Source organism: Candidatus Nitrososphaera gargensis Ga9.2, assembly GCF_000303155.1.
Lineage (GTDB): Archaea > Thermoproteota > Nitrososphaeria > Nitrososphaerales > Nitrososphaeraceae > Nitrososphaera > Nitrososphaera gargensis.
Window position 1 is genome coordinate 1,956,717 of record NC_018719.1, and the last position, 15,549, is coordinate 1,972,265.

Genomic DNA, 15,549 nt, shown 5'->3' on the forward strand with positions numbered 1-15,549 from the left:
AAAAAAGGCAACAACGGCCCTACACATACTTGCTCAGAAACGCCAGCGTCTTGTTCCATGCATCAGCTGTTTCTTCTGGCGCATAGTTGTCGCCTGATGGGTTTGCGAATGCGTGCCCGACCCCTTCGTAGATGTAGATCTGGTTTGTGATGCCGTTGGCGTCCAGTACGGCTTCTAGTTGACTGTGTCGACCGGGATTGACTGGTCTTCAGAGCTGAATACTCCAAGCACCGGCCAAGCGAAGCTACCCTTGAGCTGTTCACGTTTGGCAGCGACGAAACATACTCTACCGCGGCATTCAGGTTGCTGATTGCTTCGCCGGGGTTGTTCCTTACAGAGCCGGCCAGCTGGCCTGCGCGGCTTGACTCTGTCGCCACTTCTCCGTTGTAGAGGTCGACAGCTAGAACGACATATCCTTCATTGGCAAGCTGCTCTGTCATGTCCTTGATGTTCTGGTTGAGTCCCCACCACTCGTGGATCATGACGACTGCTAGGAGGTCGCTCCCATTCTTGGGGTACGCCAGGTACCCTGTCGCGTTCCCGTAATAGTTGACAGAGCTGCTTTCCAACGTGCTAGCCGGATTGTTGGGCGCGGCCGCCGGTCTTTAGCTCATCGGCATGCCTCTGCGCATCTCGGCCATCATTGACCTCGAAGACTCGACAAGCATGCCATACACCGGATTTGCCCCAAAGTGCGAATCTATCTTGTCCGGCCCTATCTACATCCCGATCACCGCGTTGTTGAATATTTTGATCGTTAGCGGGACTTCGGAAACCGGCCCGTCCCTCATTGTGACGGTCGCTGTCCCCTGAACACGGTCGTCGTGTTGTTGTCCTCCGTAGCAACATTGGTCAGCCCGAAATTGGATATGGCGTGGTCGTGCATTGCAGTCCCGTCGGTCCTGACCATTGCTATCCTGGCTACCAGATGCGCCGACGGCATATCTGATTCAGCAGCGGTTGGCCTCAGGCGCAGGACCCAATCCCTGACTCGATCCATTCCGGGTCGTCGCTGTCAAGCTGGACATTGGCTATCAAGCCTTTCAGCACTGCAGAACTTGTCACATGAATCGTAGATGTTGGCGATACCTGCGGTATTGATGTGGCAAAACTACTGTTTTCCAGTCATTGAAACAAGGGTTGCCAAAAGCACTGCCGCAAGCAATATTGCACGTAGATTCATTAATAATCCTCTATCTGGTCATTGGCAGATAAAAATTTTGTAGTGGCATGAAATAGTGGAATCTACCATATAATTTTGTTAAAACAAAAAGGGAAAAAAGGGAAAAAGCGTGCGTCTGGGTTTTCCAGACGCTTCGTCGAAACCCCGTTTTTATGGGATGGATCTGCTGTACAGCTTGCCTTCCAGTGCTAGCTTGTACATCTCGGCCACGTACGGGTTCTTTGCAGGTGTTTCTGCACCCAGCTCCACCAGTCTGGCATACACTCTGACTACGTATGCCAGAGCACCCATGAATGCCACGACGACACCCATGTTGAACATCCAGTGGTTAGGAACTGCGAAGATTTCTTCGACGAACCAGAAGTGCCACATCTCGTTGACACCGATTGTGAACATCGTGGCTAGGTAGCCAATGATGGTCAGCTTCAGACCGGTGTTCATTGAGTTGCCTGGACCCCTGAGGATTGGTACTCTTCTGTCGTACATTGCTACAAAGCCCCATCCAAGCGGGAGTGCCACAAAGTGGCTGTACAGCCACCAGTGGGCTGGCGTGAATGCGGAGTCTCTGATTGCCGTCTGGTGCAGTGAGCCGTCAACAAAGTTGTCGACCTCTACTGAGGCTGCAATTGAACCCAGCATGATGACCATTATGTAGATCTTTTTCAGCCTCTGGATTTCGACTTCCTTTGGTATCAGTGCTGGCATTTGAGCCATGAATTAGCTAGTTAACTATCCTGTATATTAACTTGCAGTGCATGTTTACACAATAATAAATACAATATCTTTATAATATTCGATATATATATCAAAATATCGACATCATTGTGGTAGTAATATATGAGAATAAACTAATCACTAAGCTAGACATCAATGATAAGCATTAATGATTATCATGCAATATCACTGGAATAATAAAGGCAGCTCAGTCAAATGCCTTCTCTTCATAACTTCAGGATTAACTCTGAATCTTCACTGCTGCCAAATAACAGTACGCATATCTGATTAATTACTTTTCGATTTTGTTGCATAACAAGATGCAGTTAGACCGGGAGTAATAGTATATGCAACAATATTTGTGGCTGCATCTGTCTCTAGAGATTCGGTAATGTGCGATGTTCTAGATTTTCTCAAATTCCAGAATCTCTGATTCGCCTAGCTCAATCCATCTGCCGCTGCCATTACTATCGGTAACAGGTTGACCTGTATCTTAATGTCTGCAGTATCTCCAACTTTCCAACCCTCTATAGAGCCTAACAATATCGCGTTGCTCCATTCTCTTTCTTTTGGTGGTGTATTGTTCTGCCCGACTACGGTTCCACTGGCTTCATGTCTCAGACCTTCTGAGCTGGCACAGGCTGACGAGAGACATATCTGATAACCCATGACCGTAGCATTTGCATTCTTGCTTGTCACTTTAAGTGCACAGAGGAATTGCATGGAGGATTGATGGGGCATGTCGAACCCGTATTTTGATGATAATACTCCACCCTTGCATCAATGCCAAGAGGGTTGTCTCTGGTGGCTACAATTGGAGGTTCTTGTGCCCACGGCAGGCGACCATCATTCATAAACAGCAATGCAATGAAAAGAGCAAGAGCGCCTGCTCCTAGTCCCGCAAGCAATGGACTCAGACCCGCATTGCTGCTCATGATTATTGTAGGCTAACTGAGAGCATGTTTCTTTTGAACCTTTGGCTACTTTATTTTTCACAATGTAGCATTATTCATCATGGACAAAGCGATCATCTAGATAGAGATACAGGCACCAGCGCAGCTTTTACTCCAAAATACGATAAATGAGCTTTGGAGCTTTAAGATGCGCGGCAGGTGGTTAATAGGTGTCTTGGGCAGGCAAACTATTATCACCCTCCGTGCCCGTACAATCAAGTGCCACGCTAGTATTGCCAAACGGATCAATCCTTACTGCAAGCTGCAACGATTTTGAAGAGTCACCATAATCAAAATGCCAAGTTCTGCCTATCGGATAATACAAATAGGTCATTGTTCCATCATGACTAATCTGCTCAAGCGGGGTGTATCTGTCATAGAAGGCTTGAACTTCTGGACTGGAAGCGCGCGTACATGTCTTGTAAATTGCACCATTTTTTCCATATGCTCTGCCGGGAACGCACGCACTCCTATGCCTGCTCTAGGAATGGCTTGTAGCGCTCGACAAGCTCAGCAAGTGGAAAGCGCTTCTTGCCCACTATCTTGATGTCGACGCGCGGCTTTTTCCCCATTTCTATGTCAATGATATTGTAGCAGTTTTCAAAAAAGCCCCGGAACCTTGACGATGACGTCGTGCCGGCGTACGCGATTTCCAGTCGGCCAAGGTTCCACACCCACGGCCTGTGCTTGTGGCCGCACAGCACCAGATCCACCCCTGACTGCAGGCACGTCCGCAGCGTGTCGCCGGCGTCAAGGATGATGATCTTGTCAGTGCCCGTGTCCGGTATGCCTATCAGGTGGTGGTGCATCGCCACTATCTTGGGCTTGGTCTCTGGCAATTTAGTAAGAGTCTTTTCCATCCACTGGTTCTGCCTGTAGCCTACTTCGCCCTCGTCCCTGTCAGGCCGGGCGGTGCCCAGCGTGAGCACGATTGCGTCGTCAAACTCGTAGATCTGCTTTGATGGGAAGAACTTTTTGAACAGCAGGTAGCCGGTGTGCCTGTAGTCGTGGTTGCCTGCGACTACTATGACGTTTGGACACGTAAAGCGCTTGAGCTCGTTCCTCGCCCTTTCAAACTGGAAGAGCAACCCTTCGTCCGTCAGGTCCCCGGTGACAATGATCGCGTCGGGCTTGAGCTTGTTGACCTCGTCAACCACGGTGTCAAAAACGTTCTGGACAAAGAGGCTGCCGATGTGTATGTCTGATAGCTGGACTATTTGCAAAGCCGCCATGTATACCCACACCTGGCATTATTTAACGATGTGCTGCGCGCAAAGCAATATTAAGACGCCCTAGCATGTCCTTATTGCAACCAGTTTGCCAAAGCGCAAGATAAAGGAGGAGAAGCCGAAGAAAAGGCTGGGCAAGAAGGAGCTGCTGATACCTCCGATAGCAATGGGCGCCGCTGCCCTTGTTGCGCTCGTCATTATACCCGCCTTGGCGCCGCCACCACCTCCGCACACTGTCTGCCTGAGGGGAGAAGAGGGCATCGAGACCTTCCAGCTTCATCCAAGAATTGAAGTCATAGTTGACGGCAGGAACATGATGCTACCAGACGATGTTGGCAAGCAGCCAAAAGATGGCGAGGAATGCAGGAGACCAATTCATACTGACGAAGTGGGCAACGTTGTCCACATCGAATACATCAGGCCGGTCAGGCTCACGCTTGGCAACTTTATGGATGTCTACAACATTAACAACACGATTACCGTGGTCGACAACTCGACTGGAACAAACGTGGAAAGGACGCTGAACCTCACCGACTACGATATAGCATACTCGTACTTTTCAGAAGCAGGCGAGTTCACCCGGGTGGCCAGCCCCTACGAAACGCCGGCGTTCCCGCAGGACAACAAGATGGTGGCGCGCATAGAACTTACGTCGAAGCAATAGAATAAATAGCTAAAAAAGTGCCGCCACTCTGATTTGGCTAGTACCAAGACTGCAGCAGTAATCAGGGGCGACGGCACGGGGCCTGAGCTCGTCAACGCAATGATCAAGGTTTTGAAGGCTTGCAATTCTAAGGTTGAGCTTGTCCCATGCGACGCAGGGTCGGAATGGTGGGAAAAGAATGGCGGAACTTCATACATCTCTCCAGAAGTGTGGAAGCTGCTTGAAGAGTCGGACGCCTGTTTCAAGGGCCCGACCACGACGGTGCCGGTGCCAAACGCTCCGCGCAGCGTGGCGGTGAGCATTCGCCAAAAGTTCGAGCTGTATGCAAACATCAGGCCGATCAAGACGTACAAGAATGCCGAAAAGCAGCTTGATTTTGTTTGTGTGCGTGAAGCCACCGAAGGGCTTTACGCGGGCATAGAGTTCAAGACCAGCGACGACTCGGCTGTCGCAATACGCAAGACAACTAGAAAGGGCTGCGACCGCGTTGCCAAGGCAGGGTTTGAAGTAGCCAAAAAGCGGGGCTTTGGCAAAGTCTATGCGATAACAAAGCGCAACATTCTCAAGGAGACGGACGGCATTTTCTGGGCCGCCGTCGAAAACGCGCAGAAACAGTTCAAGAACATACAGGTCGAGGAATACTACATCGACAACATGACGCAGCAGCTCGTCAAGAACCCTGAAAGGTTCAACCAGAGCGTGCTGCTCAGCACCAACCTATTCATGGACATCGTGTCAGAATGCGCCTCTGGCCACGTTGGCTCTATCGGCAACGTGTATTCGGGCAACTATGGCGACAAGTACGCGATGTTCGAGCCGGCGCACGGCAGCGCGCCAAAATACGCAGGCCAGAACAAGGTCAACCCGGTCGCAACGGTGCTGTCAGGCGCGTGGATGGTAGAATACCTTGGAGAAAAGCACATCTCAGACGCGATATTCAAGGCCACAGAGGACGTCATCAACGAGGGCAAGTATGTGACCTATGACTTGGGCGGCAGCGCAACTCTGTCGCAGATGGCAGACCAGATAGCAGCGCGGGCCGGCAAGCTTTTGAAAAAGTGATGATGATCAGGCACTCAATTCCACGACCGTGAGCGTCTCGTAGAACAGCTTTTTTTCCTTTACTGCCTTTTTGTGCATCTTTTTCTCCTTGATCAGCCGGTCAAGCGCAGTAGAGTCTGCAAGCGACGAAACCACAAAAAGCATCTTGCCGCCGCGAGCAAGGAGAGGCAGAGCCGACTGTATAAAGTGCATTGTTGTCTCTACCCCTGCTGGACCGCCGTGCACGGTGGTATCCCTGACTTTGTCATCGGGCAGGTATGGCGGGTTGCTCACTATCAGGTCGAACCTGCCGGCAAACGCCGATGCCGCGTCGCAGCAGACGAGCATTGCGCCTGACCTGCCCCTGCAATGCTCTAGCGCCCGCAGGTCAATGTCCGAGCCAGCCACGTTTGCAAAGCTCTTTTCAAGCAGGTTGAGCAGCACGCCAGAGCCAACTCCTATCTCAAGGGCCCATTTACCGCTGTACTCCCTGATGCAATCTGCCAGAAGAAAAGTGTCGTCAGATGGAACATACATTTGATATCGACTCTGCCACCCTGATCAGGTCGCCTGGAGCAAGCTGATCTACGCGCTTGCTGCCAAAGTCTACCTTTACTCTTGCCTTGGCAGCCACGGTCGAGGCTTTCTTGTTCCTCTTTGAAAACAGAAGATTGAGGTTCTTTATCGTCTCTTTTGTCACGGTGTTGGTTGGGACTATCCTGATGACCACAGATTCTACTTTTGGCTGTGGCTGAAACGACTGCCTTCCAACGCTGAACAATCTTTCAATGGCAAAGCAATGGGCGGCTAGCGCCGATATTGCCCTGTAGTTCTTGCTGCCAGGCCGGGCGGCAAGTTTGTCCGCAAACTCCTCCTGCACCATCACAATAGCTCTGTTAAACTTTTGCACGGCCAGCCATTCAAAGGCGTCCCTGCTCCGCGAATATGGAAGGTTTGAAACAAAAACGTCAAAGCGTAGGCCGGTTGTCTTGAAAAGATCGGCATTTGCAAGCTCCAAATTCTGGAACTGCAGCCGCTCCTGTGCCTGCTGGTATAGCTTTCTGTCGACTTCGTACGAAACTACGTGCCTGGCCACTTTGCACAGCTCTGCTGTGAGGATTCCCCGCCCTGTGCCTGCCTCTAACACTGTCTCGTTTTTGCTTATTCTGGCAGCGTCTATGATCTTGCCAAGGACTCTTGCGTCGACAAGCATGTGCTGACCAAGGGTCTTTGTGATATTTGGCAAGTTACTTTCGTACGAAAAGGTTCATTCTGGCCTGCCCCATTATTTCCTCGATTATCCTTTTTGCCACGAGCTTGGCAGGGTCTCTGAGCCCCACCCTGTTCTGCAGATCCGCAAAATTCTCGAATTTTTTCTTGTCCCTTTCCTTGATTATTGTCATCATGTAGGTCTTGCCTATGCCTGGGATAAGCTCAAGCGCGTGTATCCTCGGGGTTATCGGCTGAGACACGTTGATGTATTCCACAAAGCGTTTTTCATTGGCAACCACGATCTTTTCCACGATGTTTGGAAGCTCGTTTTTTGCAGCCTGCGAGATATCGTTGTACTCCAGCCTGCCAAGCACGCTTGCGACCTTGTCGCGGCCTTCGCGGCCGATGTACAGGCGCTCTCCAATCTCCACAGTCACGTTCTGGACGCCTAATAGCTCAAGGAGCGTCAGCCGCTCTTCGCCTATCGCTTGGATGATCACTCCTTCTCTTCCCCTTACTGTTATCGACTTGCCCCTAGGCGTAAAATCGAGCACGTAGGCGTACTCCTCGTACTTCCTTGGCTGCTGGCCGTGCTCGCCGTGGCTGTAATGCCCGGCTGCAGCAGCATCTGGAGTTGATGGTGGCTGTTGTTGTCCTGACAATGTTCAATCCCTATAATGCGAGAGTGGGTATTTAACTTTGGGTGCCTTCCTTTAGTATGGTCAGCATCTTTTCCAGAGTCTCGGTGAGGATGAGCTTCTTCCACCCAAAGGTAAAGGCTCTCAGCTCCTCAAGCGACACTGGCATGATGTTGACCACCTCTACTGCCTCTTCCTCTGTCAGGTCGCATTGCTCGACCAGCTGGCGCACCATTTTCTGGGCCTTTTTTGAGTCAGCCTTGGCGAACTTGGTCACATAGTCGGCTGTCCAACGCTGGATCTGGTCCATGTCGTCGGGCTTGACAGATTCGAGTATCTCCTTTACATGTGGAAGTGTGACTATCTCTTTCTTGATGATTTCCGTCACTTGCTGTTGGCACCTGCCGCTGCTGATGACATTTCTGGAGCGCCTGCAAGAGGCTTGATGTGGTTGAACCGGGTCTGCAGTATCTTTTTCTTGTCCCCAAACATCACCGCCACCCTCAGGGTGCGCCTGCCTACGCCTTCCACCACGCCTATCCTGCCGTGGAACCTCCTGTGTGGAGTGGTATCGTGCTCCCTCGGGTCAACATCTACAATAACCTTCTCTCCAACCTTGTAATCGTGAAGCAGATATGATATCCCCCTGACGACATTGTCCTTTGTCAGGATAGAGCGGGCCTTCCTTCTAGTACCGTGCGATCGTGGCATATAGCAAGCCAGAGCCACCAGCCTTAATTTAATATTATCTACCTTCGTTGACATCTGAAATGCCACGGTCTGTCAGGGTAAACAGGATCTCCCTTTCTGCGTGGTAAGGGCTGTCGACCATCCTTGCTATCCTGTTCTTGCCCGAACGCTTCAGGTGTATCCTGTACGTGCTGGTGTGTGCGACGACATTGCCGCCAGTCGGCCTGACCGTGTCGCCAAAATACGCATCAGGCGACGCCTGTATCTGGTTCGTCAGCACAACTGCCACCTCGTATGTCTCGGCGATTCTTACCAAGATATGCATGAACTTGTTCAGCCGCTGCTGCCGCTCTGACAACGTCGCGCGGCCGAGGAACTCGGCGCGGTAGTGCGCGACTGCCGAGTCGACTACTATCAGCCTGATGCTGTTGTCCTCGATGACTGCGCCGGCCTCCTCTATTATGAGCTCTTGGTGGGCGCTGTTGTACGCCTTGGCCACGATCACGTTTTCAAGCGACTTGCGCGGGTCAAAGCCCCGCGCTTCGGCTATGGAAACAATCCGCTCAGGCCGGAAGGTGTTTTCGGTGTCGATGTAGAGCGCTTTTGCGTCAAGCCCGCCTGCAAGCCTGCTCTGCTGTACCATGACGCAGAGCGTGTGGCAGAGCTGCGTCTTGCCTGTGCCAAATTCGCCATAGACTTCGGTCACCGCCTTTGTCTCCAGGCCGCCTCCAAGCAGGTCGTCAAAGCTTTTCGAGCCCGTCGATATACGATCCCTGCGCCTGCTGTACAGGCTGGTCGCCGTGACAAAGCTTTTGTCTATCACTCCAAGCTCTTCGAGCATCACCCTGGCCTTGTTGCATATCTCGACTGACTCGTCCATCTCCATGCCGGTAGCTTCTGCTACGTCGACCGGCCCCCTCACTAATAGGTCCCGAATTGACCTAAAGCCGGCCTCCTTGAGGCGTTTTTCTGTGGCCGGGCCTATCTCCTCAATGTTGGAAAGCTCCAATCTGCCTGGTGCATCCTCTGAAGAAGCCAAGTGCTACTAACTTTGCACGGATGCCACTAATTAGCATTGACTGGGTGCCGAAATTCGGCGCACGCGCCGCCAGAGCAAAATATATATCTTTGTTCTTTCTGGTCTACCTAAGATATAGGGATATGATGGAAAGCAAGACGTTGGTCGTGACGGCTCTTGCGACTGTCATGGTGCTGTCAGCATTCGCGGTCGTATTCCAAAGCGCAGACGCGCACGGTGTACAGGCACAGCTTCAGAGCAGATTCGTAAGGATTGACAATGAGCAATTTTCTGACCAGACACTGAACACAGGTGAACAGCTAACCGTAACCGGCGAGCTCAGAAGCTTGGTCAATAGGCCGCTCAGAGCGTGGCTGTCGCTATTCAGCGAATCGGCAAATGCTGGCAACAGATGGGAGTTCTTGCAGAGAGATCCACCAGGTAACATATTCGACATCCCAGCAGGCGGAACAGTTCCATACTCGATCACTGTGAAGGCACTCGAACCAGGAACATACCACGTACACACACAGCTTAACGTAGAGCACGTAGGCCCAGGTCTCGGCAGGGGTGCGACAGTGAACGTAAGCGGAGAAGCTATACTGAAGCCGATCCCATACAGCAACATTGTCTATCAATGCGTGATCATTGGTGTAGGCCTTGGCGTGACTTTCGCAACAAGACCGTGGCAAGTAATTTAAGCCACAACCCTTTTTCCTTTTAATTATTTTTAATTTTCCATGGCTCAGCAGATGCTATTGAAAATATATTTTACTTCTTGGCAGGTTGCTTTACAAGCTCGTACTTTGACGTGTAGCCGCGCGGGTTTATCATCATTCCTTTGTAGTTGAAGGTAGACGAGTTGCCCACGATCACGGTCGTTATCATGCCAAGCATGTCCTGGTGTTCGAGCATCTTGTCCAGAGTTGTTATCACTACCTGCTGACCTTCCCTGTATGCGCCCTTGACTATGGCCACTGGCGTGTCAGGCTTTCTATATTTGAGGAATATCTCCCGGGTGTCGCGCAGCTGGTGCACCCTCTTTTTGCTTGCGGGGTTGTAAATGACGGTGACATAGTCGCCTATCGCTGCCGCTTCGACCCTCTTGACAATGATCTCCCACGGCACAAGCAGGTCGCTCATGCTGACGACTGCAAAGTCCGTCATAAGAGGCGAGCCCACTAGGGCTGCGCATGAATTAAGAGAAGAAACGCCGGGGACGCACTCTACATAGATGCCCTTTTCCCTGTCCCAGCCCTTTTCCGCCAAAATCTCATAAATAAGACCGATCATGCCGTAAATGCCGGGGTCGCCTGATGACACCAGCGACACCACCTTGCCCTTTTCAGCAAAGTCGATCGCCTGGTTGGCCCGGTCGACTTCCTGCGTCATGGCATAGCGATAAACCTCCTTGCCAATTATCAGGTCCTCAACAAGGCTGACGTACGTATCGTAACCGATAATGACTTGGCTTTCGTCGATGACCTGCTTTGCGCGGTGCGTCATGTGGTCATGGCTGCCAGGCCCCACACCGACTACGTACAGCTTGCCCTTGTTACCGCTCATGTTTGCAACGTTGGGATTGACGAGATGCCATTTATCCTTTTCCCGCAGCTCGGGCAAGCTCAAACTCGTCATGCAGCGCCCTGACTGCCTGTTCGCAGTCGCTGTCGTTGACCACGAACGCAAGGTTAAGCTCTGACGAGCCCTGCGCTATCATTATGACGTTTACGCCACGCTTTGCCACAGCTCCAAACACTTTGGCCGCGACCCCCTTGATGCCGCGCATTCCCGAGCCCACCACTGCAATAACCGCTACGTCGTCGTTTACGTTTATCTGCTTGATCACCTTGCCAAGCAGACTGAGCTCCAGCGTTGTAGTGGCCTTGTCAAGGTCGCTCTTCCTGACAACCATGGAAATGCTCGATTCCGACGGGCTCTGCGATATCATCATGATGTTGACCCGGTTCTTGGCCAGAGTATCGAATATCTTGGCTGCAGTGCCCGGGGCGCCTACCATCCCGCCCCCGCTCACGTCAATAAGAGCGGTATGACGTATCGCGCTTACCGACTTGACTATTTTCTGCGACTCCCTGCCAGGGTTCTGGGTGATGACGGTGCCGGCATGCTTTGTGTTGAACGTGTTTCTGATCCTGATCGGGATCTTGGTATCGATCACCGGTTCCAATGCGCGCGGGTGCATGTACTTTGCCCCAAAGAGCGCCATTTCCATAGCTTCCGCAAACGACACTTCCTTGAGCACCTGTGCGTCCTTTACTATTTTCGGATCTGCGGTCATGAGCCCATCAACGTCGCTCCATAGCCACACCTCTTCCGCGCCGATGCTTGCGGCGATTATGGTGGCAGTATAGTCCGAGCCACCGCGGCCAATGGTAGTTATATTTCCATACTGATCGGCGCCAATAAAACCCGTGACAACAGGCACAGTGTCCTGCTTGAGCATCGGCTCCAGCTTGTGGCTCACCCGCAGCTTCGTCGTATCCATCAGGGGCCGGGCCTCGCCAAAGTTGCCGTCTGTCAATACGCCAGCCTCCTTGCCTGTCAGGTACTCAGATCTGATCCCAATGTCCTGCAGCGCAAATGACACGATGGGCGTCGAAAGGCGCTCGCCAAATGACATCAGGTAGTCAAGCGACTTGGGCGTGACCTCTCCCAAGAGCACTATACCTCCAAGCACGTCTTTCAGCTCGCTGATTACCTTTTTCACGGCGGCGACAGCCTCGCTTTTCAGCTTCTTGTCAGAGATCGCGCCCTCGGCAATGTCGGTGTGGATCTTGGCCGACTTGCTCACGAACTCGTCTATCGATGTCTTGTCGCCGCGCCTGACGCTGTCTGCTATGGACAGCAGGCCATCGGTCATGCCGCGTACCGCGGAAACAACACATACGATCTCGTTGCTGTTGTTGCCCTTCTTATGTGATTTTACCAGCTGCGCCACGTGCCTGACTTTGTCTGGGGAATCCACCGCAGTTCCGCCAAACTTCATTACAAGGCGCATATGCTAATCCTGAACCCGGGGTGCCAGATAGAAGTGTATCCTGCCAACGTTGGCTATCTTGAACTCTAGCCTGAGCGGCATCTTGCTCGAATACTCTGCAGCCACCGAGCCGCCCATCGATATTACAGCCTTGGTTATTTTTGACAGGTAGTCGAGGCTGTAGGTGGCCTTGCTCTCCTCCTTGACTGCCAGCTCTTCCAGACCCTCGTTACCTGCTTCAAGCGAGATGTCGGCCTCGCCAGAGTCGCCCCTGCCTGAAAAGTTGATCCTGCCCGACTTGCTTTCAATTGAGATGTACTCAGAAACCACTTGGACGTCGGATAGCACCTTGTCAAACGCCGTGGCCGTGAGCACTGCTTTTGAATTAAAGTTGAGCTTTGGCAGCGGGGTAGAGCTGGCCGAGCTTTCTATCAGGCGCGTCTTGTATTCACGCTTGTAGCCGTTTGACATCTTTACATGCAGCATGCTGTCATCGCCCAAGCTGATTTCAATCGCGTCCTTCTTGTCCGCCCTTTTTATCAGCTTTGAAAACTCGTCTACCCTTATGCCGAATTTGACCAAGCTGTCGCATTCGTACTTTTCAAACGCGTGGTTAGGCCAGTGTATGTCTATAAGCGCAATATGGGACGGGTCCATGCCTCTAAAAGAAATGCCTTCTGCGGCCGCTTCAAACGTTGCCTCGTCAACAAGGGTTGAGATCGCGGATGCCACGGCCTTCCATTCTTCAGGCGACTTGCTCCTAGCTACAAATACCAAATTATCCTATTTGGCAGCTCCATAGCATTTTAAAGATATCGGCGGCTAGGCTAGGCGTAGTTGCGCCACGTGTGGCTGCACTTTGTGCACCTGTAGAACTGTGTGGTGGCTTCGTCTGCCGACCTTGTCTGGAGCATCCACCAGAACGCTGTGCCGTTCCCGCACTGCGGGCACTCGATGTTGGTGGTCGGAAGCGCTTCGACGCTGTCTCCTTCCATCACCTTGAGCGAAGCGTCCGAGCCTGTTGTTGTCTTCTTGTTCTCTTGTTTGGTTGTTGCGTTCTTTTCTTGCTTGCCTTTCTTGGCCTTGAAGCCGCATTTGGGGCATTCTACCATCTCTTCGTCGGGTGCGGGCCTCAGGCGCGTCTCACACTTTGGACAAAAACGCAAGGTGGAAAAAACCTCCATTACTTTTTGAGGGCGGACTTGATCATGCTGACCACGTCCTTGGAATATTCTTGTGCAGAAGAAGATGTGTCCTGAATGACTTCCATCGGGTCCTTTCTCTTTGTAACCACTCTCATCTGGTATTCCTTTGTCAGCGGGTGCTTTTGGATGACGCCGGCAAAGTCCACGCTCTTTTCCTTTAGCAATTCATGCTGGATAATGTATAGAATAGAAATATCCTCTTCACGTATTTTTAGCTCAATCGCGTTATCCTTGACATCGACAATTTCTGCAAGCATGCGTTATACAGACAACTACTTATTGAGGATATAAATGATACCATCTGGACAAATGGCAGATAACAGTTTCATCGCCAGCGCATCACTTACAAAGTCACAGGACAGCGTCAAGTCCGGCCAGCCGCTCACTTTGAGCCTGAGCTTCAAGATAGAGGGCGCGATAAGAGAAGTATTTAGCCAGAAAAATTGGGAACGCGCTTATAACAAGCACGACAACGGCTTTAGGATGACGATTGAAGTCGACCTGAAATCCGGAAGAAGGACTGTCATGCCGATAAAATTTGTGAGGAAGGCTGCTCTGTTCTGGACACGCAACCCCAAGATACCGTATAGGATCTGGGTGTCGATAGTCAAGGATGACGCGCCGTTCTACCCGCTGACAGAAGAGGAAGCAAGATCGCTGCTGTTTGACGTCAACAAGGTCATCGAGCTGAGCGGGAACGACCTTGATTCAGGCACCCAAAAGCTTTACGCGGACATTCGCGTGTCGTGGGGCAAGCACGACTACACCGAGCCAACAGAGATCAAGGGCAGATCAAACGAGGTAGAGCTGATGCGAGTAGCTGCCTGAGAACCCTCCTGAGGATTTATAAGATTAAAACGCGTACATCATGTTCATGCAGACGAATGTGCCCGGCAAGGATGCCGAGCTTTTTACAGCATTGCCAAACGGCAGGGTCAGGTGCACAGCGTGCGCTCGGCTCTGTGAAATACCGGAAGGCAAGGTTGGCCTTTGCGGCATAAGAGGAGTGGTGAACAACAAGCTGAGGCTGTTCGTTTACGGCCGAGTCATTGCCGGCCATATCGATCCAATTGAAAAAAAGCCGGTGACCCACTATATGCCAGGCACGGACATATTTTCAATTTCTACGACTGGTTGCAATTGGCTCTGCCAGTACTGCCAGAACTATGACATTTCGCAGAGGCGCAAGGTGGAAGGCGCAGAAATGACGCCGGAACAGGTGGCCGAGACTGCTGCTCGCTACGGCTCGCAAGGCATAGCCTACACCTACAACGAGCCCTCCATCTTTATCGAGTTCGCGCGCGATTGCGGAATTGAGGCGCACAAGCGCGGCATATTCAACATCTTTGTTTCAAACGGCTACGATACGCCAGAGTCCGTCGGCATGATGAGTCAGTTCCTCGACTGCATCACTGTTGATTTCAAGGGAAACGGCGAGCAGAAATTTGTCAGACGCTACATCGGCATACCTGGCTCAGATCCGATCTTTCAGACGCTCAAAGAAATCCGCGACAAGACAAAGATCCACGTCGAGATCACCGATCTTGTCGTGCCACAGGTGGGCGACGATCTGGAAGCTGCAAGAAAGCTATGCAGGTTTGTGCATGACGAGCTTGGGCCGGACACGCCAATTCACTTTCTGCGGTTCCACCCTGACTACAAAATGATGGAATTTGGTAACACGCCTGTCGAGACACTGGAGAAGCACCATGCGATAGCCAAGCAGGAAGGTCTGAAATACGCGTACCTTGGCAACGTCCCAGGGCACCCGCTTGAAGATACATACTGCCCGGAATGTAAGAGCCTCGTCGTTGGGCGCTATGGCTTTGCCATCGAGTCATGGAACCTTGATGGCAACAACTGCTGCAAGAACTGTGGCTACCCGATACCAATAATTGGCAAGCTCCGCAAGGCAAGAAAGAATCTGTTCCAGTTTGTTCATTAAGGTGAAGAACTACCCGCGCCTATAGGTGCGAGCTTCTTGCTTCCTAGGCGGAACTTGCT

22 protein-coding genes and 1 pseudogene are annotated in these 15,549 nt (G+C 51.7%); 6 read left to right on the top strand and 17 right to left on the bottom strand.

Features of this window, described 5'->3' with window-relative positions; all coding sequences use genetic code 11:
* Window positions 1-19: 19 nt before the first annotated feature.
* Together NGAR_RS19395 and NGAR_RS11790 are read right to left on the bottom strand one after the other, a co-directional pair.
* Window positions 20-166, bottom strand: coding sequence for a dienelactone hydrolase family protein (locus NGAR_RS19395; protein WP_148681845.1), 147 nt, complete (start codon window positions 164-166; stop codon window positions 20-22).
* Window positions 167-236: 70 nt separating this feature from the next.
* Window positions 237-569, bottom strand: a pseudogene (locus NGAR_RS11790) (dienelactone hydrolase family protein); the annotation flags it as partial.
* Between the two features lie 49 nt (window positions 570-618).
* Here NGAR_RS11790 and NGAR_RS11795 point away from each other — a divergent pair.
* Window positions 619-813, top strand: a complete 195-nt coding sequence (locus NGAR_RS11795; RefSeq protein WP_148681384.1) for a hypothetical protein — start codon at window positions 619-621, stop codon at window positions 811-813.
* Here the strand turns inward: NGAR_RS11795 and NGAR_RS17705 are convergent.
* The 4 genes from NGAR_RS17705 to NGAR_RS11810 form a co-directional block, all read right to left on the bottom strand.
* The gene (locus tag NGAR_RS17705) at window positions 788-943 is read right to left on the bottom strand and encodes a hypothetical protein (RefSeq protein ID WP_187147489.1); all 156 of its coding nucleotides are present in this window, start codon (window positions 941-943) and stop codon (window positions 788-790) included. The two genes, NGAR_RS11795 and NGAR_RS17705, sit on opposite strands and share 26 nt — an antisense overlap.
* A 390-nt stretch (window positions 944-1,333) precedes the next feature.
* The gene (locus tag NGAR_RS11800; protein WP_148681385.1) at window positions 1,334-1,897 is read right to left on the bottom strand and encodes a methane monooxygenase/ammonia monooxygenase subunit C; all 564 of its coding nucleotides are present in this window, start codon (window positions 1,895-1,897) and stop codon (window positions 1,334-1,336) included.
* A gap of 438 nt (window positions 1,898-2,335) precedes the next feature.
* Window positions 2,336-2,596 (bottom strand): hypothetical protein, encoded by a 261-nt coding sequence (locus tag NGAR_RS11805; protein WP_148681386.1) that lies wholly within the window; start codon window positions 2,594-2,596, stop codon window positions 2,336-2,338.
* 724 nt (window positions 2,597-3,320) lie between these two features.
* The gene (locus tag NGAR_RS11810; protein ID WP_015019972.1) at window positions 3,321-4,082 is read right to left on the bottom strand and encodes a metallophosphoesterase family protein; all 762 of its coding nucleotides are present in this window, start codon (window positions 4,080-4,082) and stop codon (window positions 3,321-3,323) included.
* A gap of 85 nt (window positions 4,083-4,167) precedes the next feature.
* Between NGAR_RS11810 and NGAR_RS11815 the strand changes: the two genes are divergently transcribed.
* Both NGAR_RS11815 and NGAR_RS11820 read left to right on the top strand, forming a co-directional pair.
* The gene (locus NGAR_RS11815; RefSeq protein ID WP_148681388.1) at window positions 4,168-4,743 is read left to right on the top strand and encodes a hypothetical protein; all 576 of its coding nucleotides are present in this window, start codon (window positions 4,168-4,170) and stop codon (window positions 4,741-4,743) included.
* 33 nt (window positions 4,744-4,776) lie between these two features.
* Window positions 4,777-5,805, top strand: a complete 1,029-nt coding sequence (locus tag NGAR_RS11820; RefSeq protein ID WP_015019974.1) for an isocitrate/isopropylmalate dehydrogenase family protein — start codon at window positions 4,777-4,779, stop codon at window positions 5,803-5,805.
* A gap of 6 nt (window positions 5,806-5,811) precedes the next feature.
* Here NGAR_RS11820 and NGAR_RS11825 read toward each other — a convergent pair whose 3' ends face one another.
* From NGAR_RS11825 to radA, 6 genes are read right to left on the bottom strand one after another with little or no spacing between them, the layout of a single operon-like run.
* A complete protein-coding gene (locus NGAR_RS11825; RefSeq protein ID WP_015019975.1) occupies window positions 5,812-6,321 on the bottom strand; it encodes a methyltransferase in 510 nt (169 codons plus the stop codon).
* Complete coding sequence (gene rsmA / locus NGAR_RS11830; protein ID WP_015019976.1) at window positions 6,305-7,030, bottom strand: 16S rRNA (adenine(1518)-N(6)/adenine(1519)-N(6))-dimethyltransferase RsmA; 726 nt, start codon at window positions 7,028-7,030, stop codon at window positions 6,305-6,307. The genes NGAR_RS11825 and rsmA overlap by 17 nt, the downstream gene beginning before the upstream one ends.
* A 1-nt stretch (window position 7,031) precedes the next feature.
* Window positions 7,032-7,658: a DUF655 domain-containing protein gene (locus NGAR_RS11835; protein ID WP_015019977.1), complete on the bottom strand. Its 627-nt coding sequence runs from the start codon at window positions 7,656-7,658 to the stop codon at window positions 7,032-7,034.
* A gap of 31 nt (window positions 7,659-7,689) precedes the next feature.
* The gene (locus NGAR_RS11840; protein ID WP_015019978.1) at window positions 7,690-8,022 is read right to left on the bottom strand and encodes an RNA polymerase Rpb4; all 333 of its coding nucleotides are present in this window, start codon (window positions 8,020-8,022) and stop codon (window positions 7,690-7,692) included.
* Entirely contained in the window at window positions 8,019-8,345 is a 327-nt protein-coding gene (locus NGAR_RS11845) for a 50S ribosomal protein L21e (protein ID WP_015019979.1), read from the bottom strand. Before NGAR_RS11845 ends, NGAR_RS11840 begins: the two co-directional genes overlap by 4 nt.
* A gap of 34 nt (window positions 8,346-8,379) precedes the next feature.
* Window positions 8,380-9,363, bottom strand: coding sequence for a DNA repair and recombination protein RadA (gene radA / locus NGAR_RS11850; protein ID WP_228369170.1), 984 nt, complete (start codon window positions 9,361-9,363; stop codon window positions 8,380-8,382).
* A 125-nt stretch (window positions 9,364-9,488) separates the two neighbouring features.
* Between radA and NGAR_RS11855 the strand changes: the two genes are divergently transcribed.
* Window positions 9,489-10,043 carry a methane monooxygenase/ammonia monooxygenase subunit B gene (locus tag NGAR_RS11855; RefSeq protein ID WP_148681847.1) on the top strand — a complete coding sequence of 185 codons (555 nt, stop codon included), beginning with the start codon at window positions 9,489-9,491 and terminating at the stop codon, window positions 10,041-10,043.
* 70 nt (window positions 10,044-10,113) lie between these two features.
* On the opposite strand, the gene cobJ is transcribed toward NGAR_RS11855, so the two are convergent.
* The 5 genes from cobJ to NGAR_RS11880 are packed head-to-tail and all read right to left on the bottom strand — an operon-like array spanning window position 10,114 to window position 13,802.
* Window positions 10,114-10,908: a precorrin-3B C(17)-methyltransferase gene (gene cobJ / locus NGAR_RS11860; protein WP_148681848.1), complete on the bottom strand. Its 795-nt coding sequence runs from the start codon at window positions 10,906-10,908 to the stop codon at window positions 10,114-10,116.
* A 31-nt stretch (window positions 10,909-10,939) separates the two neighbouring features.
* Complete coding sequence (locus NGAR_RS11865) at window positions 10,940-12,349, bottom strand: aspartate kinase (RefSeq protein WP_015019983.1); 1,410 nt, start codon at window positions 12,347-12,349, stop codon at window positions 10,940-10,942.
* A gap of 15 nt (window positions 12,350-12,364) precedes the next feature.
* Entirely contained in the window at window positions 12,365-13,117 is a 753-nt protein-coding gene (pcn, locus tag NGAR_RS11870) for a proliferating cell nuclear antigen (pcna) (protein ID WP_015019984.1), read from the bottom strand.
* Window positions 13,118-13,167: 50 nt separating this feature from the next.
* On the bottom strand, window positions 13,168-13,506 hold the full coding sequence (locus tag NGAR_RS11875; protein ID WP_148681390.1) for a transcription factor S: 339 nt from the start codon (window positions 13,504-13,506) through the stop codon (window positions 13,168-13,170).
* Window positions 13,507-13,523: 17 nt separating this feature from the next.
* On the bottom strand, window positions 13,524-13,802 hold the full coding sequence (locus NGAR_RS11880; RefSeq protein WP_015019986.1) for an RpoL/Rpb11 RNA polymerase subunit family protein: 279 nt from the start codon (window positions 13,800-13,802) through the stop codon (window positions 13,524-13,526).
* A 52-nt stretch (window positions 13,803-13,854) separates the two neighbouring features.
* On the opposite strand from NGAR_RS11880, the gene NGAR_RS11885 reads away from it, so the two are divergent.
* Together NGAR_RS11885 and amrS are read left to right on the top strand one after the other, a co-directional pair.
* A complete protein-coding gene (locus NGAR_RS11885) occupies window positions 13,855-14,373 on the top strand; it encodes a hypothetical protein (RefSeq protein WP_015019987.1) in 519 nt (172 codons plus the stop codon).
* 46 nt (window positions 14,374-14,419) lie between these two features.
* Complete coding sequence (gene amrS / locus NGAR_RS11890; protein ID WP_148681391.1) at window positions 14,420-15,490, top strand: AmmeMemoRadiSam system radical SAM enzyme; 1,071 nt, start codon at window positions 14,420-14,422, stop codon at window positions 15,488-15,490.
* Window positions 15,491-15,549: the final 59 nt, after the last annotated feature.